The sequence below is a fragment of the Pseudoflavonifractor capillosus genome (genome assembly GCF_016902575.1).
Lineage (GTDB): Bacteria > Bacillota > Clostridia > Oscillospirales > Oscillospiraceae > Enterenecus > Enterenecus capillosus_A.
Genome location: NZ_JACSNZ010000027.1, coordinates 1 through 26,084 on the forward strand (window position 1 = coordinate 1; position 26,084 = coordinate 26,084).

Below are 26,084 nucleotides of genomic sequence, written 5' to 3' on the forward strand. Positions count from 1 at the left end.
TCCGCCACACCTTCGCCACCAACGCCCTGGAGCATGGCATGGACATCAAGACCTTATCCGCCATCATCGGCCATGTGTCCAGCGCCACGACACTGAACGTCTACGCCCACGTCAGCGATGAAATGCGCCAGAGAGCCGCTGACCGCATCGACCAGGGCATTGCCGGGGTGGAGCCGCCCACCAATCCAAAGCCAAGCAGACCAGCCGCAGCCACCCCCTTCCAGGCGGTGAAGGGTAAATACCGCAAGCCGGGAACCGGCTGTGTGCGCCAGATCAACGACCACCTCTGGGAGGGACGCTACTCCCCCAAGGTCAACGGCAAGCGCATAGCCCGAAACATCTACGCCCCCACAGAGACGGAGTGTGAGGAGAAGCTGGCCGTACTGATCGCAGAGATGAAGCAGGAACTGGCCATCCTCAGCGCTAAGAAAACAGCAAGCTGAGAAAAAGCCACACTCCAGATAAAATACTCCTGGAGGGTGGCTCTTGTATCAATATTTAACTTAAATCGCTTCTCTGAGGGGATCCTCTACAATGGGACAGGCCTCATACAGCTGGCATGGGTCAAGATCAATACAGGTACAAGGATCTCGGTTTCCGTCCACATCCCACGCCACCGTATCGTTTAAGACGGTCAGCCGATCCCGGAAGAAGTCGGCATCCTGCAAGGGCGCAAACACGCCACCCTTTTGCACCAGTGGGGATGCGTCCAGAAGCCGCACGGTGCCATCGTGAAAATAGACGTAGACAGAGTAATTTTGTCCAGCCACAGCCTGGACAACCTTTGGGATCAACTCCATAGCGGCCTCCTTTCTCAGATCAGGGGGTTAATTCGATTCAGAGGCTTGGCATCCTTGGCCAATTCCCAGTTCTGCATCAGTTCGTCCCGATGCAGCTCACACCACGCCAGGACCAGCTTCAACTGCCGAGATGGAAGTGCGCCCCGAATCACACAAGCAGACTGAATGTCCACCAATGCTTTGTTCCCGGCGTATTCCGCATGAAAATGGGGAGGATTGTGGTCACTGTAAAACATGGTGACCCTGATTCCATAGAACAGACTGATTTCCGGCATCGTCAGCGCCTCCTCTCTTCATTCAGTATAGCAAACCAGAGGCATTTTTACAACCAAAATCGCCCCAGCGTTTTGAATTTCTCTCTGATCTGAAATCAAAGCGTATTTTCTCCTCTCTGTGACTAAACTGTGGTCAAAATCAATATGTGGTCAAGTCTCACCCTGTGAATGTCTCAAAAAAGTAAAGAAAAACCGCCGTTTTCTCTCGAAAACAGCGGTTTTTATGGTGGACGATACAGGACTCGAACCTGTGACCCCCTGCACGTCAAGCGTCAGGGGAACTTTTTTCTAATAATTTCAGTTCGTTTCTAGCGGTTTCCGCTCCATTCCATTTGCTTTTCAGCACTTTCCGCTCACAGGGTTTCCACGTGTTCCACGGCTGTCTGTGACTGGTTGTGTGGTCAGTTTCTTCGGCCTTCCCAGACAAGGGCTCCATACTTTTTCGCCCCTCTGTGGTTTTAGTACGGTGTTAACAAAGAGAAAAACACTTCCCGGGCAAGAAAGGCTGCCTGACCCATAATTGAAACGAGTTGCTCTGCACCATTTATAGGAGCAACGAAGACGCCAAACTACCCCTTGTGTATCATGAAAGGGCATAATATAATAATTTATAGAAACTCGGAAACTATCTGTGGCGGATGCTCTGCACCGTGCCATCTGGATCACTGCCGACAAACTTCGGAAGCTGTGGACGAGTGGGATCTTAAAATGCGCTGGTCACCATGTTCTATCGCTATATTTCGGAAAACCTTTGCAATTACATCCACAGCAGCGAAATTGAGGTGTAACTCCATGCAGGACAAAGACAATAAGTTGATTCGTTCTTCCGCTGCAGAGTACCTGACCTTTGTAGCTGCCACCGGCGACACACAGCAGAGCTTTGAAATGCGGTACGAGGACGAAAACATCTGGCTGACGCAAAAGATGATGGCGACGCTATATGATGTGGATGTCAGAACGGTCAACGACCATATCAAAAAAATCTATTCTGATTCTGAATTGGAAGAATCGGCAACTATCCGGAAATTTCGGATAGTTCAAACCGAAGGCACCCGTCAAGTAAACCGTGAAGTAAACCACTATAATCTACCTATGATCATTGCGGTGGGCTTCAAGGTCAACAATGAAAGAGCCGTACAATTCCGCAAATGGGCAAACGGAATCGTCAAGGATTACACCATCCAGGGCTGGGTGATGGATGAGGAGCGCCTGAAAAACGGCGGAACGGTTCTGACCGAAAAATACTTTGAGAAACAGCTGGAGAAAATTCGGGAGATCCGTCTTTCTGAGCGAAAGTTTTATCAAAAGATCACTGATATTTATGCCACTGCGCTGGACTATGACCCCAGCGCCAAGGCCACCCGCAGATTCTTTGCAGCGGTACAAAACAAGCTGCATTACAGTGTCCATGGACAGACAGCGGCAGAGGTTGTCTACAACCGTGCGGACGCCGAGAAAGAGCATATGGGACTGACAACCTGGGACGGATACCCGGATGGAAAAATCCATAAATCCGATGTGGTAGTGGCAAAAAACTACCTGACAGAGGAGGAGCTGCACCAGCTGTCCCGGCTGGTATCCGCTTATCTGGATTTGGCGGAAATGCAGGCAGAACGGAAAATTCCCATGACCATGGCAGACTGGGAACAGCGTTTGAATGGGTTCTTGACCATGTGGGATCGGGATGTGTTGCAGGATGCAGGGAAAATCTCGGCGGAAATGGCAAAAATTCATGCAGAGACAGAGTTCGAAAAGTACCGCATTGTGCAGGATCAGCTCTATACCAGTGATTTTGATCGGTTCATGCTGGAGCACGATGGGGAGGTGATGGAATGAGCCGGTTGGAGGAGCTGATTGAGCAGCTTTGCCCGGATGGGGTGAGAATGGTTGAGTTAGGGACTTTTGCTAAGGTAGAGATAGGAAAAAATAAAAATTGTACATGCAATAGAGCATACAGTATTACGCAAAAAGGACTAATACCTACAAGCGAATACTTTAAAGAGGCCAAAGTTACAAGTGAAGACACATCTGGCTATAAAATAGTAAAGAAACATTGGTTCGTGTACTCTCCCTCAAGAATAGATGTAGGTTCAATAAACTATTTGCAGGATGAAGAAGATGTGATTGTTAGTCCGCTTAATGTTGTATTTAGCGTTAACGAAAATGTTATTGATGTGAAATATCTATTAACCTTTTTGAATTCTCGAAAAGGAACATGGCAAATATTGAGCAAAAGAGAAGGAATTGAAGGAACCGGCAGAAAAATGTTACCGTTTGCAAAGTTTGCAACAATAGAGGTCCCTATTCCTCCGATGCAAGTCCAGCAGGAAATTGTGCGGATTCTGGATCAGTTTACCGAACTCACCGCAGAACTCACCGCAAGAAAAAAGCAGTATGAGCATTATCGGGACAAGCTGCTGACATTCAAAGAACGGGAGGCGTAAGGCATGGCAAGACCGTTTACCTCTGCCGATGTCAAGCGGCTGACCCTGGAACACGAAGAGTACCTAGGCCGATTGAAGCTGAGCGGGGCTGCTCCGGAGCGATACCGTGCTGATATTGTGCAGGCTTCAAACATGCTGGCGGAACAGGCGGCTACCAATCTTCTCAAGGAGATTCCTGTGGAGGAGATCAACCGGGGCAAACGGGGCTTTCGTGTGAAAGTGCTGCGGGAGTATGGATACACCTCCATTGCGGACCTCCATGCTGTCTCCGTTTACAAGATTGCCTCGATATACGGTATCAGCGAGGACAGCGCCTTTGCCATCAAGCGTGTGGTGGATGATTTGGCAGACCAGGCCCGAAAGGGAGCGAAAATCAGGCTCAGCGTGGATAATCAGACGCCCGAAGCCACACGCCTGGTCAGCACCATCTCCAAGTACAGACGTAGCATGGACTACGCCGAAACCTGCCGTCAGATGCTGGAACAGAACAGGCAACCCATCCAATCCGCCTTGGAGAATTTGACTCCCGGTCGGAGCGGCTTCCGGTGGTTCTTTGCCTCCAAGGCCAGAAAGGAAAAAGCCCTGGAGGCTTACCATTTGCTGAGTGGACTACTGGACAATGAGTACGCCCGGGAAGCGCAGGCGGCGTTCCATGGACTAGGGCTGGTCAGTACCATCTCCGACAGCAGTGCCTGGGAGGACTTTTCGGAAAACTCCATCCGCTTTTTCAACATCCTGGAAGATGTGTGCCCCGGCTTGATGGGCACAGATGATGCAGTGTATGGCCTCCCGGAGGAGCTGGCCCAGGAAATTCAGGATGAGTGCTTTTTCCCGGAGGGTTTGCGCAGTGAGCTGCGCCGATATCAGGAATGGGGCGTCAAGTATATTCTCCACCAGGAGAGGGTGCTGTTGGGGGATGAAATGGGCCTTGGTAAAACAGTACAAGCCATTGCCTCCATGGTTTCCCTGAAAAACACAGGGGCAACCCATTTTGTGGTGGTTTGTCCTGCCAGTGTCATTGAAAACTGGTGCCGGGAGATTCGCAAGCACAGCCTCCTGTCTGTGACAAAGGTGCATGGAACCGGGCGTATGGATGCACTGCGGACCTGGCTCCGACGTGGCGGTGTAGCAGTGACAACCTACGAGACAACGGGATATTTTAAACTGGCGGATGAATTCCGCTTTTCCATGCTTACCGTTGACGAGGCGCACTACATCAAAAATCCCATGGCACGCCGTACAATCAATGTCAAGGCGATTGCCGGACATGCCCAGAGGATCTTGTTTATGACCGGTACAGCTCTGGAAAATAAAGTGGATGAGATGGTAGCTCTCATCTCCATTCTCCAACCCACCATTGCGGCCCAGGTGCAGGGCATGGAGGCCCTTTCTTCTGCCCCACAGTTCCGAAAAAAAGTGGCCCCGGTGTACTATCGCAGAAAGCGGGAAGACGTGTTGACCGAGTTGCCGGAGCTGATTGAAAATCAGGAGTGGTGTTCGCTGAGCCCGGGGGAAGAGGCGATTTATGAAAACTCTGTCCTGGGGGGGAATTTTAACGATATCCGGCGTGTGTCCTGGAATGTGGATGATCTTCGCAATTCGTCCAAGGCAAACCGTATGCTGGAGCTGATTGAAGAAGCGGAGTCTGAGGGGCGCAAAGTGATTGTGTTCTCCTTCTTTCTGGATACGATCCGCAAAATCTCACGGTTGCTGGGATCTAAGTGTACGGAACCGATCAATGGTTCTGTGTCGCCGCACAGGCGGCAGGAGATTATTGACGGGTTTGATCGTGCTCCGGCTGGTACGGTACTGCTGGCTCAAATCCAGGCAGGTGGCACCGGCTTGAACATCCAGTCAGCCAGCGTTGTTATTCTGTGTGAACCGCAGTTTAAGCCATCCATTGAGAATCAGGCAATATCCAGGGCCTACCGCATGGGCCAGACCAGAAATGTGCTTGTGTATCGTCTCCTCTGCCAGAATTCTGTGGATGAACGGATTATGGAACTTCTACAACAAAAACAAACCGCTTTTGATGCCTTTGCGGATAAGTCGGAAGCGGCAAAAGAAAGCCTGGAACTGGATGATAAGACATTTGGCAACATCATTAAAGAGGAAATCGACCGGATCAATGCTAAAAATGCAAAAAGCACGGGACGGTAAATAGTCTTCGCAAGCTACTGATATTTAAGAAGAAGGTTTGATTATACCATATGAAGCAATAAATAGTGAAATTTTACCGGCTTCTGTTTTGATTAATAATTTTGTCAAAGGAATTGGGCCATATACCTACGATGAGTATTTGACTGAAATTATAAATGAGTGTCCATATTTTCTCGTAAAATCCAATGGAACTCACTATGTACATCCGCCAAAGGAAGATCACGGGGAATGGGATTGCGTTTCTCCGAAATACGCAGTGGATTTTAAGGCACCCCGGAAGATTTTGTGTAAGCGAATTTCGACAAGGATGAGAATGATGTCGAGCTGGGACAGCATTCGCCTGAAATCCCCTTGCTCACCTCTTTCCCGCGCCCTGCGGTGGTATGCGCACCGCAGGTGTGAATGCCACCGCAGGGCAGTGGGAATCCTAAGGCCGGGGGATCAGGAGACTGCTCGATCCTCGAACAGAATCTCCAGCTGGCTGAGCACCAAATCCCATTTTGATAATGTCCCTTCCAGTGCTTCATAATCCGCTGAGAAGCCAGGTATAGCATCCGGCGCAGGGAATCATCATTGGTGAAAGATGGCTTGTTTTTGGTGATCTGGCGGAACTGGCGATTGAGCCCTTCGATAATATTTGTCGTGTATATGATTTTCCGAATCTCGGGTGGATATTCGAAAAAGGTGCTCAAAACTTCCCAATTTTCCTGCCAACTCTTTACACAAGAAGGATATTGTTTCTGCCAAGCTTCCGTAAAGGCTTCCAGGTGTGCTTCAGCCTCGTCCAGGGTCACGGAAGTGTAAATCTTCTTCAGATCCCCTGTCACGGCCCGGATGTCCTTGTAGCTGACATACTTGGTAGAACTGCGAATCTGGTGGACGATGCAGCGCTGCAAACGGCTCTGAGGATACACAGCTGCAATGGCCTGCATCATGCCACACAGCCCATCCGTACAGAACAGATACACGTCCTTTACCCCTCTGCTTTTGAGCTCATTCAACACATTTACCCAAAATTTGCTGCTTTCGTGCTCTCCGATCCACATGCCAAGGATATCTTTTTGGCCTTCCATGGTGACACCCAGCACCACATAGGCCGCCTTGGTTACATATCGATGGTTTTCCTTAATCTTGTAGTGGATGGCATCCATGAACACAAAGGGATATACGGCTTCCAGGGGTCGGTTTTGCCAGGCGGTTACTTCAGGCATGATCTTTTCGGAAATCTTACTGACCAGCTCTGGGGAGATTTCCACATCATACAGGTTCTTGATTTGCTCAGCAATATCCTTCTGGCTCATGCCGCAGGCGTACAAAGAGAGAATTTTGTCCTCCATTCCATCTGCGTTCCTGCTGTACTTGCTGATAATTTGTGGCTCATAGGTTCCGTTGCGATCACGGGGGATTTTGATGTCGATTTCCCCAAGCTGGGTCTTTACCTTTTTCTTAGAATACCCGTTGCGATAGTTTTTCCGCCCCTCCTCTGGAGCCTCTGAGCGTTGACCCCGCTCATGGCCAAGCTCCGCCTCCAGTTCCACTTCCATCACCTGCTGAATTACATCACGGAACATCTCCTTCATGGCCTCCATGATGTCTGCCGTGCTGGTAAACTTCTGCTCCTGAACATAGGCCCTCAATAATTCCTGTGGTGCACTTTGCATGACGTGTTTCGCTCCTTTGTCTTGAATGTTTTCTTGATTTCATTCTCGACATTGTCGAAACCTTCTATACTGTCATAGTTTGTCGTTTACACAGAAATTTCTGAGGTCTCTCCATATATAACATTCCTATAAAAGTAAGTGTTTGTGTGTAATATAATAGGGCTGTTACAACTTTGTAATTTTGTAACAGCCCCATCGAACAAAACTATTTATTCCACCCCGAGTGCTTTGTAGACTGCTTCCTGTGCTGTTGTATAGAAGATAATACTGAAAGCCCCCATCAAATCTGGGGGTACACTGCCCAAATCTGCAGCTGAGGTAATAGGAAGCAGGATCTTCTTTGCGCCACTGTCCAGGCAAACCTGGAGCACATTGGCCAGCTCATCCACTTTCGTGATGGCGCCGCTAATGCTGATTTCACCCAAAACCGCAAGACTGCTGAGTGTGGGCTTGTTGAGTGCAGCGGATGCAATCGCAATGACCGTAGGCAGCGCCAGAGATTTTGTCATCCCAATGCCGTTGAGATCCTGGTAGTTGATGATGTAATCCTTCTGGGTTGTACTGATGGAACGGGAAATCCCGCCGCCGTTAGCTTTGAGGTAGTTAAAGGCGGTGTTTGTAGCCTCTTTTGCTTCTCTGTCACTGCCCAGCCCGGTACGCTCAAATTTCCCGTTACCGGGCAGCATCTGAGTCTCCAGGCGATATACGCCCACCATGCCGGACTTGGCTCGGGAAATGGTATAGACTGTTCCAGGATTGGCCATACCCTCCGGAATTAACTTGCCTCCACCTTGTTCCGGCACAGAAACAAATCGCTCTTCAAAGGTTTCGTTGTCGATGTAGGAGAAGTTCACATCGTAGAACTCCATACCACCGATCTTTTTCAGCTGTTCCTTGACCCTGCGGCGCATCTCTAAAGCATAAGTCAGGATCTCCTCCATATCATCACGGGAGAACTCACCGTCAGGATAAAGCAACTTGGTGAAGCCGGAAACCATTTTTCGGACAGCAATCGTATCTCTCTGGTTCAGATTGCTGCCGAAACGGAAATATCGGTCGCAGGCGTCGCCCCAGGGCTCTTTGCGCATTTCTCGCATAAACTCTGCCAGATAATCGGTGATAAAGCCGTAATCATTCGTGAAGAAGTCAGGCCGATATTTGGGGATTTCCCAACCGGGCACATAGCAGTGCACTCGATCCAGAAATGCGGTGTCGTAGGCCATGGCGTCTGGGAACGGTTCAAAAAGATGGGAGGTTTTCAGCAGCACATCCACGCTCTGATTGATGTTGCCCACAAAAGCCATGGAGGCGCTGGCCGCTTTTTCTTCCTTGCCTCGGGCGAAAGAGCCAGAGGCCATGTAGTCCTTCATGATCTGCACACCGTCTTTGTCTTTGAAGGTGATACCAGCCACCTCATCGAAGGCCACACAGTCCCATAGACCAACCAAGCCTACGGTTTTGGTTCCCATGTTGTAAAACAGATTGGCTACCGTGGTCTGCCCGCCGGAAACCAGAATGCTGTTGGGAGAGATCTCTTTGAACAGGTGGGACTTGCCCGTGCTACGAGGGCCCAATTCGCAGAGATTGAAGTTGTTTTCTACCAATGGAAGCATCCGGGCTAGCAACAGCCATTTCTCCCGGTCTGTAAACTTGTCCGCCTCCATGCCGGTGGAACGGAGCAGAATGGTGATCCACTCATCCTTGTTAAAATGCTTCCGTCCCTGTTTAATCTCAGCCAGATCAATGTGAGGCATCTGGATCGGAGTTACCTTGCGAATCTGAATGGGGGAGTTATGCTTGTCCTCTTCGCAGAACTCATAGTCCAGCTGCACGATGCACCAGATCCCACCGCAGAGCAGACGATCATATTGGGATACATATTCTGCTGTAATGGGGATGTTTTTGATGCCCAAATTGGAGAAGTCTGCCTCGTAACGATCCTGCTTGATATTGAGCTTGACGGTGAGCCGGTCGATCACGGTGAAACTGCCCCGTTCCCGCAGCATAGAGAGCACTTTTTGAGACTCGTCCGGACGCACGAAATTATCGGATAGGATGCGCTTGACATTTTGCACGCCCTTTTCAATAATTTCTTCGTCATCCGAACTGCAGTATTGGCCCAGAAGGAACTCCAGCACATAGACCGGGACATTTGCCCCCTCTTTGATGGACTTGGTCAAATCCTTGCGGACGATTCGGCCATCAAAGTATTGCCGCAGTTTTTTGTCAATAACGGTGTTAACGTCACCTGTTTCGTTGTCCAATTTCCACTCTTCCATGGTGCCTCTCCTTATAAATCAAAGCCAAAGTCATCGGCCATAGCAATATCGATATGGAACTCGATTTCCTCCGGCACATCCATACCATTGGTGATTACCAGCCGATAGAGTTTATTCCGGTCGTAACTACCCGCTTTCAGATTAAAGCGGACTCGGAATACCCGTTCAGAGGCGTTGCTGCTGGTACGGTCAGCAATTAGGGTCTGTCGGTCGCTGACGACTCTGTCCTCATCATCAGTCATATACACTGTGTAGGTACAGGGCTGTACCTTATCACTGATAGGCTGCCGCTGGAAAAAGTCCAGAGAGAAGATGAGATTTGTGATCTTCCGGCTTTCACTGAGCAGTCCCAGCTGCGCATTGGAGAGCTCCACAAACTGTTTGCTGCTGGTTCTCAGGTTCTTAAAGGCGATGACCGGGACAACCATCTCCTGCAGGCTGATTCCGCCGTGGACGTAGTTCTCGCCGCCGCCTTTGACCTTGATGCGAGTGGAGTCCTGTGGGGCATATCCCTTGACAGGTGTTCCGTCCAGCAACCCGGAAAGTTGGATTGGGAGCAGGTAATTGGCGGATGTATCAGGGGCGGTCAGCCCATAACGCCGTCCCAATTCGAAAATCGTTCCATCGAAAGCCTCCCTACTGAGTTTATCACTTTCAGAGAGGGGGCTATATGTATAGAGAAAGCCGTGATCTGCCGTAATGAAAACATCGGTGCCCTGCATATCGTTGACCACAATGCGGAGCAGGTTGGCGAGTTCTTGAACCGTGTCCTCGCAGGCCTCAAAAACCTTCTGCTCGGTAACGGCCTTGTCACCTATGGCGTCAATGGTATTGTGGTATATATAGACTACATCCTTGCCGCTGACCAGTTCCCGGCGCTCCGCCCGCTTCATGTTCAGAACGTCGGTGTATTGGACGGCCACACTTTTGGAGTTGGCAGCACAAAGAATTTTCTGCCGCTCCACTGTGGAGCGGGTAGGCATACCATCCACCAGAATCTCCATATCGTCATTCACGCTCAGCTGTCGGCCTGGAAGCAGTGCAGCCATGCCGAACTTGGTGATAGAGGGGAAAATTGCCTGCATGGATTCCAGCTTTGCCGTTCCCTTGGTGGAGCGAACCAGCGTTTCGCTGAGCTCCGCCGCCACCTCATAGCGCAGGGCATCGGAGATGATGACAAAGGCACGGGTCGTTTTCCCAGCCAAGGGACGAATATAGTGAGCATAGAAATCCCGCTGTCTGCGAATCTCCGACACATACCCCAGGGAGGCAAGATCGTCAGAAACGGCGTTGGTCCAGCAGGAAGTCAACTCCCCCAGGAACCAGTTCTTGTAGAGCGATTCTACATATTCAGCAGCGTGTTTCAGCTTATCTTCCAGCACGGCGTTGCTGTCCTTCAGAGTATTTCCAAAGTGGAGGTGGAACTGACGGTAGTCCCTGTCCATCTGGTAGCCCTGCTCGGTATAGATTTTCCAGATTTCTTTCGGCTCCACAATGTGGAACCCACCTACATACTCCTGATAGAAATTTTGCATCCGGGCTACGTGGTAGAGACACTCATAGTAGTGGGAAAATTCGATATACCACCCAGAGGTGCGGCGGTTCTCCACCGTTTTCAGGATCAAATCCGTTTTTACCACCTGACTGGAGATCTCATCATACAACCGTTTCAGGATGCTCTCGTGGATGGCAGGGAAGATGTCGCCAGTGAGCAGAGTTTCAATTTCTTGCTTGTCAAAGCGGGTTGGGAGCTGCAGCTCCTGTTCCACACTGCGGCAGAGTTCCAGCAGAGCGGAATGGTCCTCCCGGTTCTGCCACTCGTGGACCATGCTGTAGCAGTAGGCCTTGTTGGACTCCGAGAGGAACCGCTCCAGGCCCTTGAACACGCTGGCACTCATGGTCTGGGACAGGGCGGTCAACAGCACATGGGCCGCAAAGAGCCCCAGCGGATTCTCTTCCTCGTATATGTAGCCTGTGTATTTCCGCACAAGCTGCCAGAAGGCATCGATGTTGCCAAACTTTTTGATGTTGACGATGGGAGTGTTGGACTCCTCCTCCAGCCCATGGGAGAGCACGGAGATAAAGACATCCTGGGCAGAGCCGCCGGGGACCCCGGCCAAAACAGCCATCACATCAATGTGAAACTGGATGGGCGTTTCATAGCTGCGGCCAATTTTTTGCAGCTTGCCCTTGCGATCCTTGCTGTCCAGGAACTTGGCATAGAGCTTGACCGTCTTGCGCATGGCAGGTCCGGAGGCCACATTCAGCTCACTCATGAGCATGGATATGTAGTCTGCCCGATACTCCTCACTGAACAGCTCGATGTCTCGCAGCCAGTTGTCCTTGGAGTTTTCATAGGCGAAGGGGTTGTAGATGAGAAAATTGCTGGTGAGATCGTCATGGAGCAGCAGTTTCTTGACCTCAAAGTTGTTGGAGCCGGTAAGCTTGATGATCTCCACCCCCGGCAGGTCCAGCTGGTCCACCATGGCCTCAAATTCCCGCTCCTCGTCCTGCCAGAAAATGATGTGGCGCTGGTAAAATTCCGGCAGAGGGGCGGCAAAACGCTCTCTCAGGGTAGATTGGATGGATTCGATGGACATGGTGGTGGGCTCCTTCCTTATGTAGCAATGGGGACGAGAGGGAATTTTCCGTAGACTTCATGGTCGTTCCACTCCTGGATGGAGAGAACTGAGAACTCAGAAATGATCTCCGGTTCGATGCCCAACACTGTGTGCAACGAAAAGGGAAGATCATCTTCGATGCGAGTACGTAACCGCCTCCGTGCGGTTGAATCACCATTGGGATATTCTAAAATATAGACATAGTGTTTGGGCTTCGTTTTGCCCTTCAGCGCCAGATAGTGGAGAGAATCAAAATATTTCCTCCAAATATCATCTACACGTTTCTCAGTATTGGGCTGAAATGCATCAGGGTTGACTGCTCCTTCGATGTTGGCATTTTTGTACTCAACCAAAATGAGAAGTTCCTCAGTTTCAAGAACAAAGTCTACATCTTTGAGACGGACTTTCGCCTGCTGATAAGTGGTGTGAATTTGATCTGTGGCCCAGAGGGCATTGTGACAATCCAACGCATAGCGGCCGTTTTCTTCTATCAATCTGTCCGGCATGGTGTTCACCTCACAGATCGTAGATCTCGTCCAGCAGCTTGTTGTCCGCCATCATAATGTGATTGGGGTGCAGATCCTCCATGCGGTAGGCAGAAGACGCTTCGATGACGCCGGGCTGCTCGCTGTGGTAGAGGTTGTGGAATTGTACCTGCTCAGTTTCTGTGCGGCGGATCTCCAGGTATTTGGCGAAGTTATAGCTGTGGGTAGCTACAAAAATCTGAATGCCGTTCTTTTGCAGTTCCAGAAGAATTTCCACCACCAGAGAGAACAACTCTGGATTTAAGTTAGCCTCTGGCTCATCCCAAATCAGGATAGTACCAGGTTCCAGCAGGCCGTTGCGGATGAGTTTCCACAATAGGCCTAACTTGCGCAGGCCCTCTGCCTCCAGAGAGAAACGCAGCTTTCGACCATCCTTTTTCAGTACATAGAACTCATCATTTTCCTGAATGACCTCTCCGTCAATAGCAGCACTGATTTTATCTAAAATTGCCTGCATATAAGGGGGCATTTCTTTCGCTTCCGGCAAAGTGGCATTGACGATAATATCAATTTGAGTTTGATCAAATGGCATTTGATATTTCTGATTTAGCGCCAAAAATCCGTTGGAATGGGACAGCATTTCCGTGGTGGGAATAAAAACAGAGGGTATGTCCCAGTTTGAATCTGTATTGTAAGATAACAACGAATCCCCAGAAAATTTACCGCAAAAACTACTTGTGCCATTTGAAATTTCAAATTCAGAAGTTTCAGTTAGATTTTTTGCATTTGCAATTAAGTCCCTCGCCGTGGTATTCAGAGAAAAATAGTTGTGAAGGAAACTAGAAGTGATCTCTCTTCGATTATCATTTGGCATTTGTGTGGCTGCATAAATCATTTTCAAGACAGTTGTTTTCCCTGTACCGTTTTCACCAATGATTACATTGATACCAGGACAAAAAGTAAGCTCAAAGGGCAATTCCTTGTCGCCGATCTTTTTGGCTCCAAACGCCATGACGTTCTTGATACGGATGGATTGAATCGCCATGTTGACCGCCTCCTCTCACTTGATTTTTGCCAACACATCTCCAAACAATGCGTAGTTGTATTTTACCCCATCATCCAGGTCAATTTCAATGTTCTGATCCGCCAGGTGGTGAATCTTCTCCTCGTAGGCTTGCAGCTCCAGGCTTTGCTCCTGGAGCTTTTTCTGCTGCTTGGTCAGGCGGACACGGTCGGCCCCGGAGACGTGCTCCAGGGAATCGGCCAGATGGGAGAGCTGGGTGCGGTAGCGTTCCTGCTGCTCGTGGACATAGTCGGTGCGCATCCGGGCCAGCAAATCCCGCTGATAGCGGTGGAGGTAGATGAGGGCCTTGAAGCCGTTCTTTTTGCCGCTGTCAAACAGCCAGTAGATGGGCCGCTTCTGGTAGGTCTTGCAATGGTCTTTGAAGAAGTCGTTGAGAAAATAGGCACGAATGACCTCCCGGGGAGTGCCTTTCCCGCCCAGAGCGTCGGCAATGAATTTCAGGTTTTCCTCCAAGGTGTCCTCACCGTAGACTACCCGGACAAAGTCCACGAACTTTCCGGTGAGATCGTCCTCAAAGTAGTCGTCGTCGCAGATGGGGAGGATGTTGTCGGTGTCCGGGATAATGGTCTGATACTTAGAAGCGTCCCACTCCCCGCCGGCATAGGCCAGCCCCTCCACATCCAGGGAGTAGCGGCCAAACATGCAGCCCACAGCGTAGGAGAGAAGGGACACGATCTCATCCCGGAGGGTGCGGACGTAGTTGCTCCCCTTCATGGACTCGGGGACATCGTCCTTGGTATTGAAAACTCTATGTACGGTGACATCCTTGTCGGCCACCTCGGGGGTCAGCTCGTCCTGGAGACCGTAGATGTCAATGAAAATGCGGTTCAGCTCCTCCTCATTGGCTTTGAGCTGCTGGAACCGGGCTTCACATTCCGCCTGCCAGGCGGTGAATTTGTCAGAAATTAGTTGTCCCATACTATGCCCATCCTAAAAAACGTAGATATTGAATTCATCAATTCTAATATGTCTTGATTAAAGCTGGCAATATACTTATTTGCGCTTACATCATAATCATTTTCGTGATTTTTGGTGTGCTCTTTCAAAAGAGTTCCCCAGTTGTTTATCTCTGCAAGTGTCAACACGATACCGTAACTGCTTTGTTCAGTATATTTTGAAAAATCATTTAGGAGAGAGAGAAGTGATTCACAAATCGCACTTAGCTTTGAGTATAGTTCCACAGTTGCACAAGACACTGATGGGTTGTCCTCTTTTATAAAGTGTTGCATTTCATAGGTTATTTCTTCCAAGAATAATTCTAGCTTAGCTATTTCGTGACTAAATTTTTTTTGCAATCTGTCAGACAGGTCAATCGTTTCTGATTTTGTATCTTCTGAAAAATCGAATAAAGAGCATATTTCGGCGCTATACCCTTTGTTTTTTTCATCTCTCACCGGAATAGCAATATTATGCCCGCAATTGCATCGGACCAAATCATTTGGAGAATGCGAAGGGTAACGCACACCAATGAATGTTGAGTTATTTCGTAACCAGGCCATAAGCATTTGAGGAATAACATATTCCTCAACAAATGAACCATTTTTTTGTTCACTGATACAGAACATGTCGCAATCAATGGAAGCACAAAAAAGATTTGTTCAGAGATCTTTTTTATTCGATTTTCATCTATTGCCTTGCGCCCATGCAAAGAAAGTAGACTTTTTTTCACTGAAAGCGGGTTTATATCTAACTGCAAAAGTTTACCTTTATTTTTAATATCATTTTTCGCTTTGTAGCTTGCTATTTGAAACACGCAAGGCATTCCACATTCATACCAGCATATTTCTTTTGCGCTTGCCAAATAGGTACACGGCATTCCTGGAGCGCTAAAACGCCCTGTAGATGCAAACTTTCGATGCGACAACGGAATATGTAACATTTCAAGATAGCTATATGCTCTATTTCCTTGACGAATTCTAAAGTAATTGCCAACACCTACATTTGAATAGCTGTTGCTCATTCCCAAATCAATAGACAGTAAAGAATCCTGTACTTCATCCATAATTTGATTAAAAAGTGAATATGCTTCTGCAAAACAGCCGTTCAAATACATTTTGTGACATTCCAAAAGGTGTTTAGAAAATCTCTTTATTTGTACTTTTTTATCATCAAGTAAAGATTTACAGGAATCAATATGCAAGCAATACCTATCCATCCATGCTGTTAGTAAATCTATATAAGATTGATTCTTTCGCTGTAAAGGGAAACGATAGTCACCTATCCAAGATAACTCTTCACACCAGTTTATTTGTTCGGACATACATTACACCTCCCACATCACACCAGCGGATGCCGCTTGAAATCCCAAGAAGTTTCATAAGCATCCCAGTCTTCCCTTGAAATAGCTTCATTTTCAAATACTATGTGTTCAACATTTTGAATCGAATCCTTTTGTTCGCAAATAGGAATTGATGCAAAATCTTCACCAGTGGTATTGAGCGTGGAGTTTTTTAATTGAATACAGTAGGAAGCAACAACAGAATTAAGCAAAGCTAAACCATAATAATATGAAAAACGCCCTTGCTTAATAAAAAAATTTCCTGCTTGATCGTTAATAAAGCCTACATAGTGCCTAAATGAAAGTGCACCGGATGTTAAAGATGAGTAACTAATATTCTCAGAAAAATTATAAGAAATATTTTGGGGTCGACTTGCTAGTCGTCCATTTTTTTCGTAATTCCGAATTTCTTCGCCATCACACTCCCAATTAATTAAATATTCCCTATTTCCATACCAGCGCCGATACTCGCCGCCCTTATTATACGGAAACCATTTTTGAGTATCTTCTGCTATAGAAAAACCAACTTTATGATAGCAAACCTCAAACCACAATCTTAAAAATCTATCATTGTCTCCTGTTGCAATACCACGCTTGAAAGAAAATTCTTTTGTAAAATTTGAGTTGTCGTATAGTGTAAGAAACTGATTATTTACCCAATACGCAATCGGCGAACCTGGAATCTTAAAAAAGTTGGTCTGTTTCGCTGCGTAACGATTCTCCCCAGCAAGGAACATATCCTCCTTACCTTGCTGGGTCGTTGGTTCCACCAAGCGGCAGTAAGTTCCTCTGTACCCCTCGTGATAGCCCATGCGCAACACAAAACTGGTGGTTTGCACCACTTCACCGCCAATCTCCTCGAAGGCTCTGGCTCCCAGGTGAGCCATGTTGACAATGTCAGCGGAGAGGAGCAGCTTGGTGCGCAGCTTTTCAAAGCTGGACAAGAACATCCAACTGTGTTGGGTGATCATGGCCAGGTATTGAGAGCAGTACTTCCAGCAGCGTTCGATAAATGCCGCAAACAAATCGCCCTTGCTGTCCGGGTAATTATCTTTGATGTATTTATTCAGTGCGGCGTTGCCGTTGCTCACCGCCATGTAGGGCGGATTGGTTACTACCACATCGTATTTCTGAGAGAGAAGGCGGCGGAAGTTCCAGGTGTTCAGCTGCTCTTCGTAGTCAACATCAAACAGGGTGAGCTCGTCCGGTGCTTCGGGTTTTGGCTCCAGTTTGTCTACCACCAGCAAGGATCCATACTCTTGCCCATTGGCATAGCTTCCAGGGCTGTACAAGTTGGGCTGGATGCCCCGGGTGAGGAATCGGCGGTCATATTGTCGGGCTTTCATCATCACGGCAAAATAAGCCAGCTGGGCGGCACGCTTGTCAATGTCCAAGCCGTACAGATTCTTTTCTACAATCCGCTGGGCGGCGTCCCGGGGATTCCACCCCTGTGAGGTGTAGATGTCCATGAACACATCAAAGGCGTAAACCAGAACATGGCCGCTGCCCATACAGGGGTCCAAAAAGGTGGTGTCCACAAAGGGAAGTTTGCTCGCTTCGGCGTATTTGTTGTGTGCGAAAATGCGAAGCTCGCTATCCACCTCCGGAGCCTGTTCTGCTTCTTCCACATAGTATTTCCATTTGGATTTCAAAAGGTCAATATTTGCCTTTTCACTTTCCGCCCAGATGTCATAATTCAAATTGTCAATGACCAGCCTGCCCAGGGAGTTCTCTACCATGTAGCGCACGATCCAGTCGGGGGTAAAGAGCTGGGTGACGGAGGGAATGCGCTCTTTGGTGACCTTCACATTCTTTTTCAGCAGGTCGAAGGTCTCGGCTTTCAGCTCTGTGTTGTAATACTGATACAGCCACCCGATGATCTGCACCTGGTCGGTCCAGTCCTCCTCGGGAATGTCGGACACCATATGCCCCAGTACACTGTCCGGGCGAAGGATGTTGTTGGGAAAGAGCAGCTCGGTATAGCCGCCCATCTTCTCAAACATCTTGGGCAGACCCTCGTTGAGGGCGTTGCACTGGGTGAGAAGCAAATAACGGTACAGGGCCTCGGTTTCGTTCTTCTCGATGTACTCTGCCACCTTGCTCTGATCCAGCCCCGGCAGGTCGATGTGGAGGGCTTCCTTCAAAATCTCTGGGTCAAAGGCTCCCTGGGCGTTGGAAAACACCCGGATGTGGCTGGGCAGGTAGTTGTTGACCTCCATGTACCGCAGAGCGATGAAGCGGTTGAACCAGGTATAGGCCACTTCTTCTATCACTTGGTCATAGCCTTTGGCCTGGATCTCACGCACCAGTTCCCGGCGCTGGCTCTGCTCCTGGGTGGAGAGAGCCTTACCGTTGACGGTGACGGCATTTGCGTCGCCGTAGCCGTCCTTAGTAATACCGTATTGGTAGGCCCGCTGGGCCACCTGCTCCATGAGCATGGTACGGGCCCCCATGGCGAATTTTTGTATAGCGGATTTGTTCATATCGTTATCCCACCGTTTTGCGCATGGCTATTTCTTGCCGTATTTTCTGTGCGAAATTTCTGTATGCAGGTTCATAATCTGCCTCGCGGTGTACCTCAATACACTCGGTTTCCACATGAAGATTGTGAAATAGTTCTCGTTGATTCGGATCATTGTGAGTAAGAAATATTTTGATACGATTTTTCATGATCTGTTTGAGCTGAGAATCATTGGAGTAGTAGAGATAGGCTCGATAGGTCAGTAACCACCACAGATCAATTTCATTTGTGTCTAGCTGCAATCCAACGATGTAAATGTCATGGGTGAAAAACAGGTTCATCCAAGAAGGTTTCTCTGGTAACTGTACATTAGATATTCTCTGGTCGATGCTCGGTGCTGCTTTAAGATATTCACGCATTTTTGCCAAATAACCGGCGTAGTGTTCATAGCCGAGACACAAGGATGTTGGCTTATTGGATTCTCCGTGAATATGGTAGAAGGTTTTGCCAGCATAATTTGTGAATCGATACAAGCTATATTTGTTCTCGCTGATATTCTGAGCCTTTGGAGTTGGAAGTGAATGATCTTGACATAAAGCACGCTCAAGCATGTAGTCGTAATTTGTTGTGAGAATGTCATCAACTGGGAGATCCAGAGCGAATAATTCATGAAGAGAGCCATCACTTGGGGTCTGGTTGCTTACCATTTGAGCGATGGAGGATTTTAGTTCAGCATAAACGGTTTTGGCGTTCCTTATATCTTGGTTAAAAATTTGATTTGCAATGGATTCAAATTCCAACGGAAATGGATTGTTTGGGTTGAATGTGACACCATAATTTTTGGCGATACTCTCGAGAAGCGTATTCCATGGAACTGCGTTAGCATAACAGCGGTTTAAACCGTTGCCTATCAGTAGTGCTGCTTTCATATTGGAATCTCTCCTTTAGTTGATCTGCACTCCGTCACAGCTCTCCAGGGTCTGGTAGAGCTTTTGGCGGATGCCCTCCACATAGGCGTCAATGTCCTCCTTGGATTGCAGCCGCTTCACGGAACACAGGTCATACCGGCGCACGGTGGCGATTTTCTTGGGGGCAGGGGCAGGCTGATTGTCCTGTCCGTTCTCCTTGGCCTGGGGCTCCGGTGCGGGAGCAGCCATGACTTCCATGCGTTTGCAAACCGTGTCTTTATGGTTGAGCAGCTGGGTGATCATGGCGTCCAGCTCGGTGAGGGAGAGGGCTGCTTGGGCGGCGTCTCGTTTCCCGGCGAAGTAGTGATCGGCCTGTTGCAGCAGGGCCTCCGTATTCCGGGCTTCTCCGGCCAGCTGGTGGACATCCTGCATACACTGGCGGATGGTCTCGGCCACCTCTTCCTTTTTCAGTTCCAACAGAGCCTGGTAGGCGGCTTTTACCTTTCCGATAAGCTCCGGCAGTTCCCCAATGCGGTTATAGGGCTTGGGCATGGCCAGAATGGCGGAGATGGTGCGGAAGACCTCCTGGGTGTCCGGGTCGGTGGCAAAGTAGTCTTGCTCCCGGCTCACTCGATTCATCTGTTTGACCGCCTCATCAAAGACGGCACGCTGGCTTTTGAAAAACAGCTCCACGCCCTCCGTGTCCTCGGCGGAGTCCAGCAGATCGTCCTGCCTCTGCACCATACGGGTCAAAAGAGCCACATTATCCTTGCGCTGGCTGAGAATATCCTGGGCCAGATCCCGGGCAATAACCACCTGCTCCTTTTCCGGGTAGCGGTTCTGGTCATACTGCTCCAGCATTCCCTGGTAGTGGGCCAGCTTGGTTTCAAATGTGTCCAGCACAAAGCGCACCAGCCCGTCCTCGTCACTGGGAATGTCCATAGCACCCAGGTAGTCCCGCAGGAAGGAGATGCTTTTGCGCATCAAATCCTCCGAGGGAGCAATCCGGCGAGCCACCACGGCCTTGTCCACCTCGGACTTTTTGCGGAGGTAGTCCACCAGGCGGCGGTCATCCTTGGCGACCACAGCGCCGCCGTACTTGATGGAGATTTTCTGTTGGGCAATGAGTCGGGCGATGAGGGCGGCAATGTCGATCTCTTTCCAACCGTAGGGGACAGCCTGATACCGACGCTGCACATCCCCCATGGAGATGGTGGGCCCCACCGATTTCAGCTCCAGCCATTGGCTGATCTCGTTGAGGGCATCCTCGTTATTGGCCCCCGAACCCACCAGGCTGAGATCGGTGTCTGCACTGCCGTTGAGAATGGCCAGAATGTCGGCGTCACTCTCCACAAAATGGTTGACCATGTTTAGCTTGGAGTAAACGCTCTCCACCAGACCTCTTAGAGCGGCGTCCAGCTTGTCTTTGGCGTTCCCGGCCTTGATGGTCATGACCTCGCCGTGGACCACCACTTTGGCATCCACAATGGCCTTTTCCAGGTAGCTTTTGGCCCGTTCCTCCAGGTGTCGGGCCTGCTGCTGCCGCTTGCGAATGATGTCCTGGATGGTTTCAGGCAACTGGGAGACGTTCTTCTGCTTGACATATTTGCGAATCTTCATGGCCTGCTCCAGCTCGTCATAATAGGGTGTATCGCCGGAGAGAACCACAATGGCCTCGTTGTTTACCTGGGATTCCATGATAAGCTGCTGGTCGGAGTCCTTATAGTGGTCACTGGCCACGGTGACGATCCGCAAGCGGATGCCGCCGCCGGAAGAGCCGTTGAGGGTCTCGTCAACGTACTGGTCATAGGGGAAGTCATACCGACCATGCTTAAACTTTTTGGCTGGGTAGATCTCTCCAAATACCGTCTGGGCAATGCTCTGGGTGATTTGGGCAGAGTCTACCACCGTGTTTTTGATGTCAACGGCTACATCCTGTTCTTCATCCGTCAGGAAGGAGTAGGTGTCACCGTTGCGGGAGACATAGTTCTGGGATTGCAGCCGCTCCAGGGAGGTGGTTACCGAAGCCCGGAGGGCAATCTTATCCGTGCGGATGTCATCCACCATCAGGGTGGCAATGTTGTCCACGTTCGCCTTGATGTCGTCGATATAGCGCACCAGGTAAAGCAGTTTCAGGACTGCCACGTCTTGCGGCTCAATGCCGTCGTGGTTATCCGCCGCATTTTGGCAACGGTCGATCACCCGGCGAATGGCACTCTCCAGGAAGGTATGGACGGTGTCGTAGAACAGATAAAAGGGCAGCAGGGCGTTTTCATCCTTGTCCTGCACCTTTTGAGCGGCTTCCTGGAAGCCGGAGAGCATGGAACGCTCGCCGCCGGAGAGGTGCTTGCCGGAGTTTCCGTGCTTTCGGATCTCTGCCAGCACCTTCTGAATGATGATAAACTGGTAGGGTACAAAGGGGAAGGTGGCGGCAAATTCTCCGCCGTCGGCAAAGCCCTTGATGTCCAGAACAGAGTCGTTGAAGACAAAGAGATTCTTCAAAACGGCCTGCTCCTTGTCGTAGACCATGTGCAGAAGCTGGTCGGCCTCTTCCGTCTTGGCCAACACACGCTTTTTGATGACCTCATCCACCGAGGAGGAGGACAGGCTCAGGCGGGTATTGAAGCGCCCCTGGATCTTGGAGAAGTCATCACCGGCGATTTTCACCACAGAGTCAATGGCCTCCTGACTGGTGACCATGACCCAGACTTTGCCCATACACTTGGCACCCAGTTCTTCCACCAGAGATTGGAGGTTGATCATCAGGTCGCCGTCATCGCCGATATACTGGCCCACCTCATCCACCATGAACAGCAGGCGGAACTTGTCGCCCTTGCTGTCCACATATTCCTTGATGTCAGATACCAGCTGGGCGATGCTCAGTTCGTTGGTCTCCTCACCATTGAACCAGTTGCGGGCAGCCTGTTCACTCATGCCCAGGACGGATTGGAGTACTTCCACCACATCGTCCTCAAAGAAGGCAAAGGAATCTCGGGTCTCTGCCCAGGGTGCGCCGTTGATTTCCTCGAATTTCTGGCGGAATTCCTCCGTTTTGCCCTGACGGTCAATGAAGCGTTCCAGCTTGGCGATTTTCAGGTCGTCTCCATAAAAGCCGCAGTGGTTGTAGAACATCTTGGCAAAGGTGCGGAGAACGGCGGTCTTGTCTTTGTTGATGGGCCCCTCGATGTCGATGTTGAACAGGATGGACTCTGTGGGGACAGAGACGCACTTGGCCGCTTGGGCGTACATCATAGGATCGTCAAACTTATCCTGAAAGTAATCGATAGCAGGGGTTCCGCTGACCACTTGATTGGAGAGCAGATAGGAGAGCATTTTCAGAAAGTGAGATTTACCGCTGCCAAAGAAGCCGGAGATCCAAACACCCATCTTATCGGTGGGCTGATCGATGGCTTTGGTGTAGTTATCAAAAAAGGTGCGAAAATGGCGGCGCAGTTCCTTGGTGATGATGTACTCGCTGAGTTCCTGCTGTAAACTCCGCTCATCATCCTGGGCCACCTTGACCACGCCGTTGATGTCACGGTTAATATCCTTTTGAAACATGGATTGAATCTTCATATTTCTGATCTCCCTTACAGCAGATTAAATGCCCGGTAATAGTTTCCGTCTACAAATTCATCGAAAAGGCTCAATGTCTGGCCGTTAAAAGTACCGGGGTAGAACATCACCACCGGAATATCAGCAAAGAGATGCTGCATACTGTCCAACATCTTGTGGGATCGCATAAAGGGATGGATTTTCCCGATACCTGTCATGAACAGAACGTCTTGTCCTTTTATATGAGGAGTATAGTCCATTTTGGCCAGAAGCGCCTCCGGAGTAGCGATTTTCTGCAGTTGCTGCAGCAAGTAATCCTTCCCTCGCTTGGCTTCCAGCCCGGGCGTAGACTTCAACACCCGTTTTTCCTCTAATATTTGAAGAAAAATCTCATACAGATCACACTCTATGATTCGATAGGGTGTGCCAGATTCTTCTTTGATTCTTCGGATGTAATCCTGCACCACTAATTCATCGGCAGGATGATAACAAAAGACATGAATGCCCACTTCATTGCTCAAGCCTTTATTGTTCAGAAAATTGGGATCGGAGATCCGTTCTCTGATCCGGTCCAACTCTGCTTTCAACATGATCTCTGTCCCTCCTCAACGAAAGCAATTAAATGCAGGAAGTACTTCCGCATCGTTGTTCTCGAGAATGCCTCGCTCCAGTTCCTCACAGAGAAAAACCGGATTGAGCGTTGTACTTTTGAAATGATCCAGGTATTCTGTTTCAACCAGACAACGCACCAGAACACTCTTGATTTTGCTAATCGTGTTGTCGCTCCAGCCAGCAACACTGTCGTTCTGGGCCTGGAGGCGGGAGAAGAAGGTGTTGAGATCCTTTCGCTCAAAAGAGAAGTCCTGGGTACGAAACTTTTCGCCGATGACTTGGATCATAAAATCCCATACCAGACGATTGTACCGCATCATGGCATAGAGGTTAATTTGTTTGGCAATCTCCGTGGGGGCACTGCTGATTTCCTGTATCAGACTCTGGTTGTTCAAGGCATCCAGACGGCGATAACACGCCCTGGTCATCCGGGATATCTGCCGCTCTGTTGGGTATTGGAACAGATTATCCTCTCTTATTCTGGAGACAGCCTCATCAATCGAGACGCCTTGTATATAAAGTTTCGATGCAATTCGCATTTCGTAAAACAAAAATTGCTCTGCGGTCAAAGATCCGCTATAAGGTGTTGTGTTCATCAAGCATCGACCTCAAAATGTGGATTTCTACTTTCTTACAGAATAGCACAAAACAGTAGTATTCTCCACTGCAAATATTCTATCGTGGCATCTGTCCAATAAATAGGACCGCAATAAATGCATCTCTGAAAACAAAATAAAGGGAAGATTATTTTTATTTTCCTTCCCACCATACAGAAAGTAGGATGGACTTGGATGATATCGGTTCCGCATGCTCCACCATCCGTTTGGCTCTGCGAAGTTTCCATGCAAGGCTATTTTGGCACCGATCCCGTAGCCGTTTGATTGCCTGATCCTTGGCTTTCTCCACACCAGACTCCTTTATGCGGTTGCGTATGGCGATTTCCTTCAGATCTGACTTGGGGTGGCCGTACACGCCGAAACACCGTCCCAGAATCTCCTGATCCTTCTTGGAAAGCTGCAGGAACTCTTCCCGCAGGCATTCCATGGTCAACGACCGAATCACGGTCTCTTCTGGTGACCCAGACAACCAGCCTGGTGTGAGCCGTTCCAGGATGTCTCCATCCTCTTCTGGGTCTTGCAGGTCATAGACAGAGAAAAAATGTGTGGGGTAGGCAATGGCTCTGGCTGCTGCAGGAAATGAGATGCCCAGCGCCTGGCTGATCTCCTCCACACTCTCCCCTTTTTCATGATAGCGGTTCTGTGCCTTTCGCACCAATCCCATGCTGTCCCGGTCCAGAGATAGTGTTCCCATGCTGCATTCCAAATGCCGCCGCATGGCTCCGTCCAAAAACGGGGTGACATAAGTAGTGAATCGACCCTTTCCCGCATCATAACCGCCGGTTCGGACGCACTCCACCAGCGCCAGCTTACCCACACTCTCCAGTTCGGAGAGCATGTCTTTTGCGTAATCACTTAAACCTCCATATTGGTTTTGCCGCAGACAGTGATATTGCCGAGCGATCAACCGGGCACGGTCCTTGACCAGACCTGTATTCATCAGGCACAGTTTGGTCAGTGCCGCCTCATCGCCGTTGGAGATTTGCACCAACAGTTCCTCGTTGGTCATGCACCGTCACCGTCCTTCGCCTTGCGGGGACGGCCCCGAGGCCTGGCCTGGCGGGCCACTCTGCAAATCGGATAGAGATGCTGGGAGGAGATGGAGCGCTCAAAATCTTCATTGGAGATGTCAGGGCTACTCAGTGCGTCAAACAGCCTGTCCCGAACGGCATCTTTCAGCCGCCTCATTTCCTCCTCTGTGATAATCCCTCGCTGATAATCCTTTCGGATGCGGTTGAAAGCAGTGATTTTGGCCTTGATCTTCGGCACATCTCGTGCCAGTTCCTTCTGAATCTCATAGCTGCCATATTGCCGGCAGGTAAAGCGCTCATCCAGCGGACATTGTCCCTCGCAGTAGAGCACATGGGCGCCGCTTCGTACCAGAAAATATTTCTTGCAGACAATGCACCGTCGGATGTTGTATCCGGCGTTCGGGGCTGTCATATAATCTGCCTTCAGCAGCATCTGCAAACTGTCGGTAGTATGCTCCTGGCAGATGGCAAACTTCCCATCCGGCAATTCCCTTGGTACATAGCTCACCACACAGTGGTCATATTTCTGATAAAAGGCGTGTTCCAGGCCCATAGGATTCACGATTAGCTTCTCTACCAGTCGCTCGTCGTTATAAAACTGATAGAGCGCAGCGGCGTAGTTCTCGGAAGAATTGTGTTCCAGTTTGGAGAGAACGAGGTTTATAAAGTTGTGGATGGTAGGATTAAACGCCGCCACTTCTTCCAGGTAACGCTGGTAGCGGTCGATCTGCTTGCGGTAGTACAGCCATTTTTCTCTGCGGCTGCCAGGATAGATGAGAAGTTGTGGGGGAATGGTTTGGTTCTCTTCCTCCT

18 protein-coding genes and 3 pseudogenes are annotated in these 26,084 nt (G+C 49.5%); 4 read left to right on the forward strand and 17 right to left on the reverse strand.

All coding sequences use genetic code 11. The annotated features are described in order from the left end of the window. The coding region (locus H9X86_RS08520; protein ID WP_204901116.1) for a tyrosine-type recombinase/integrase at positions 1–443 on the forward strand (443 nt) is incomplete at its 5' end. 60 nt (positions 444–503) lie between these two features. On the opposite strand, the gene H9X86_RS08525 is transcribed toward H9X86_RS08520, so the two are convergent. Beyond that, positions 504–800, reverse strand: a complete 297-nt coding sequence (locus tag H9X86_RS08525; protein ID WP_087257302.1) for a DUF2442 domain-containing protein — start codon at positions 798–800, stop codon at positions 504–506. A gap of 14 nt (positions 801–814) precedes the next feature. Further along, positions 815–1,075, reverse strand: a complete 261-nt coding sequence (locus H9X86_RS08530) for a DUF4160 domain-containing protein (protein WP_087257304.1) — start codon at positions 1,073–1,075, stop codon at positions 815–817. Between the two features lie 792 nt (positions 1,076–1,867). On the opposite strand from H9X86_RS08530, the gene H9X86_RS08535 reads away from it, so the two are divergent. The 3 genes and pseudogenes from H9X86_RS08535 to H9X86_RS08545 all read left to right on the forward strand — a co-directional run bounded on the left by H9X86_RS08535 (position 1,868) and on the right by H9X86_RS08545 (position 5,679). Then, positions 1,868–2,911: a virulence RhuM family protein gene (locus H9X86_RS08535; RefSeq protein ID WP_204901117.1), complete on the forward strand. Its 1,044-nt coding sequence runs from the start codon at positions 1,868–1,870 to the stop codon at positions 2,909–2,911. A 47-nt stretch (positions 2,912–2,958) separates the two neighbouring features. Then, positions 2,959–3,501, forward strand: a pseudogene (locus H9X86_RS08540) (restriction endonuclease subunit S); the annotation flags it as partial. A 21-nt stretch (positions 3,502–3,522) separates the two neighbouring features. After that, positions 3,523–5,679, forward strand: coding sequence for a DEAD/DEAH box helicase (locus H9X86_RS08545; protein WP_204901119.1), 2,157 nt, complete (start codon positions 3,523–3,525; stop codon positions 5,677–5,679). A gap of 441 nt (positions 5,680–6,120) precedes the next feature. On the opposite strand, the pseudogene H9X86_RS08550 reads toward H9X86_RS08545, so the two are convergent. The 15 genes and pseudogenes from H9X86_RS08550 to H9X86_RS08620 form a co-directional block, all read right to left on the reverse strand. Next, positions 6,121–7,340: pseudogene (locus H9X86_RS08550) on the reverse strand (IS256 family transposase). A 209-nt stretch (positions 7,341–7,549) separates the two neighbouring features. Then, positions 7,550–9,619 carry a protease Lon-related BREX system protein BrxL gene (brxL, locus tag H9X86_RS08555; RefSeq protein ID WP_204901120.1) on the reverse strand — a complete coding sequence of 690 codons (2,070 nt, stop codon included), beginning with the start codon at positions 9,617–9,619 and terminating at the stop codon, positions 7,550–7,552. An 11-nt stretch (positions 9,620–9,630) separates the two neighbouring features. Then, positions 9,631–12,219, reverse strand: a complete 2,589-nt coding sequence (gene pglZ / locus H9X86_RS08560) for a BREX-1 system phosphatase PglZ type A (protein ID WP_204901121.1) — start codon at positions 12,217–12,219, stop codon at positions 9,631–9,633. A 17-nt stretch (positions 12,220–12,236) separates the two neighbouring features. Beyond that, positions 12,237–12,746 (reverse strand): hypothetical protein, encoded by a 510-nt coding sequence (locus H9X86_RS08565; protein ID WP_204901122.1) that lies wholly within the window; start codon positions 12,744–12,746, stop codon positions 12,237–12,239. Between the two features lie 10 nt (positions 12,747–12,756). Continuing rightward, a complete protein-coding gene (locus H9X86_RS08570) occupies positions 12,757–13,770 on the reverse strand; it encodes an AAA family ATPase (protein WP_204901123.1) in 1,014 nt (337 codons plus the stop codon). 15 nt (positions 13,771–13,785) lie between these two features. Further along, positions 13,786–14,694 (reverse strand): annotated as a pseudogene (locus H9X86_RS08575) (BREX-1 system adenine-specific DNA-methyltransferase PglX); the annotation flags it as partial. 20 nt (positions 14,695–14,714) lie between these two features. Beyond that, entirely contained in the window at positions 14,715–15,203 is a 489-nt protein-coding gene (locus tag H9X86_RS08580) for a hypothetical protein (RefSeq protein ID WP_204901125.1), read from the reverse strand. Next, on the reverse strand, positions 15,200–16,069 hold the full coding sequence (locus H9X86_RS08585) for a hypothetical protein (RefSeq protein WP_204901126.1): 870 nt from the start codon (positions 16,067–16,069) through the stop codon (positions 15,200–15,202). Before H9X86_RS08585 ends, H9X86_RS08580 begins: the two co-directional genes overlap by 4 nt. A gap of 17 nt (positions 16,070–16,086) precedes the next feature. Then, positions 16,087–18,570 carry an Eco57I restriction-modification methylase domain-containing protein gene (locus H9X86_RS08590; protein WP_204901127.1) on the reverse strand — a complete coding sequence of 828 codons (2,484 nt, stop codon included), beginning with the start codon at positions 18,568–18,570 and terminating at the stop codon, positions 16,087–16,089. Positions 18,571–18,574: 4 nt separating this feature from the next. Further along, on the reverse strand, positions 18,575–19,477 hold the full coding sequence (locus tag H9X86_RS08595) for an SIR2 family protein (protein ID WP_204901128.1): 903 nt from the start codon (positions 19,475–19,477) through the stop codon (positions 18,575–18,577). A 15-nt stretch (positions 19,478–19,492) separates the two neighbouring features. Continuing rightward, on the reverse strand, positions 19,493–23,032 hold the full coding sequence (brxC, locus tag H9X86_RS08600; protein WP_204901129.1) for a BREX system P-loop protein BrxC: 3,540 nt from the start codon (positions 23,030–23,032) through the stop codon (positions 19,493–19,495). A gap of 14 nt (positions 23,033–23,046) precedes the next feature. Further along, a complete protein-coding gene (locus H9X86_RS08605; protein WP_204901130.1) occupies positions 23,047–23,601 on the reverse strand; it encodes a DUF1788 domain-containing protein in 555 nt (184 codons plus the stop codon). A 15-nt stretch (positions 23,602–23,616) separates the two neighbouring features. After that, positions 23,617–24,219, reverse strand: coding sequence for a DUF1819 family protein (locus H9X86_RS08610; RefSeq protein WP_346011455.1), 603 nt, complete (start codon positions 24,217–24,219; stop codon positions 23,617–23,619). 154 nt (positions 24,220–24,373) lie between these two features. Next, complete coding sequence (locus H9X86_RS08615) at positions 24,374–25,249, reverse strand: sigma-70 family RNA polymerase sigma factor (RefSeq protein ID WP_204901132.1); 876 nt, start codon at positions 25,247–25,249, stop codon at positions 24,374–24,376. Continuing rightward, the coding region (locus H9X86_RS08620) for a DUF6076 domain-containing protein (protein WP_204901133.1) at positions 25,246–26,084 on the reverse strand (839 nt) is incomplete at its 5' end. The genes H9X86_RS08615 and H9X86_RS08620, both read right to left, overlap by 4 nt.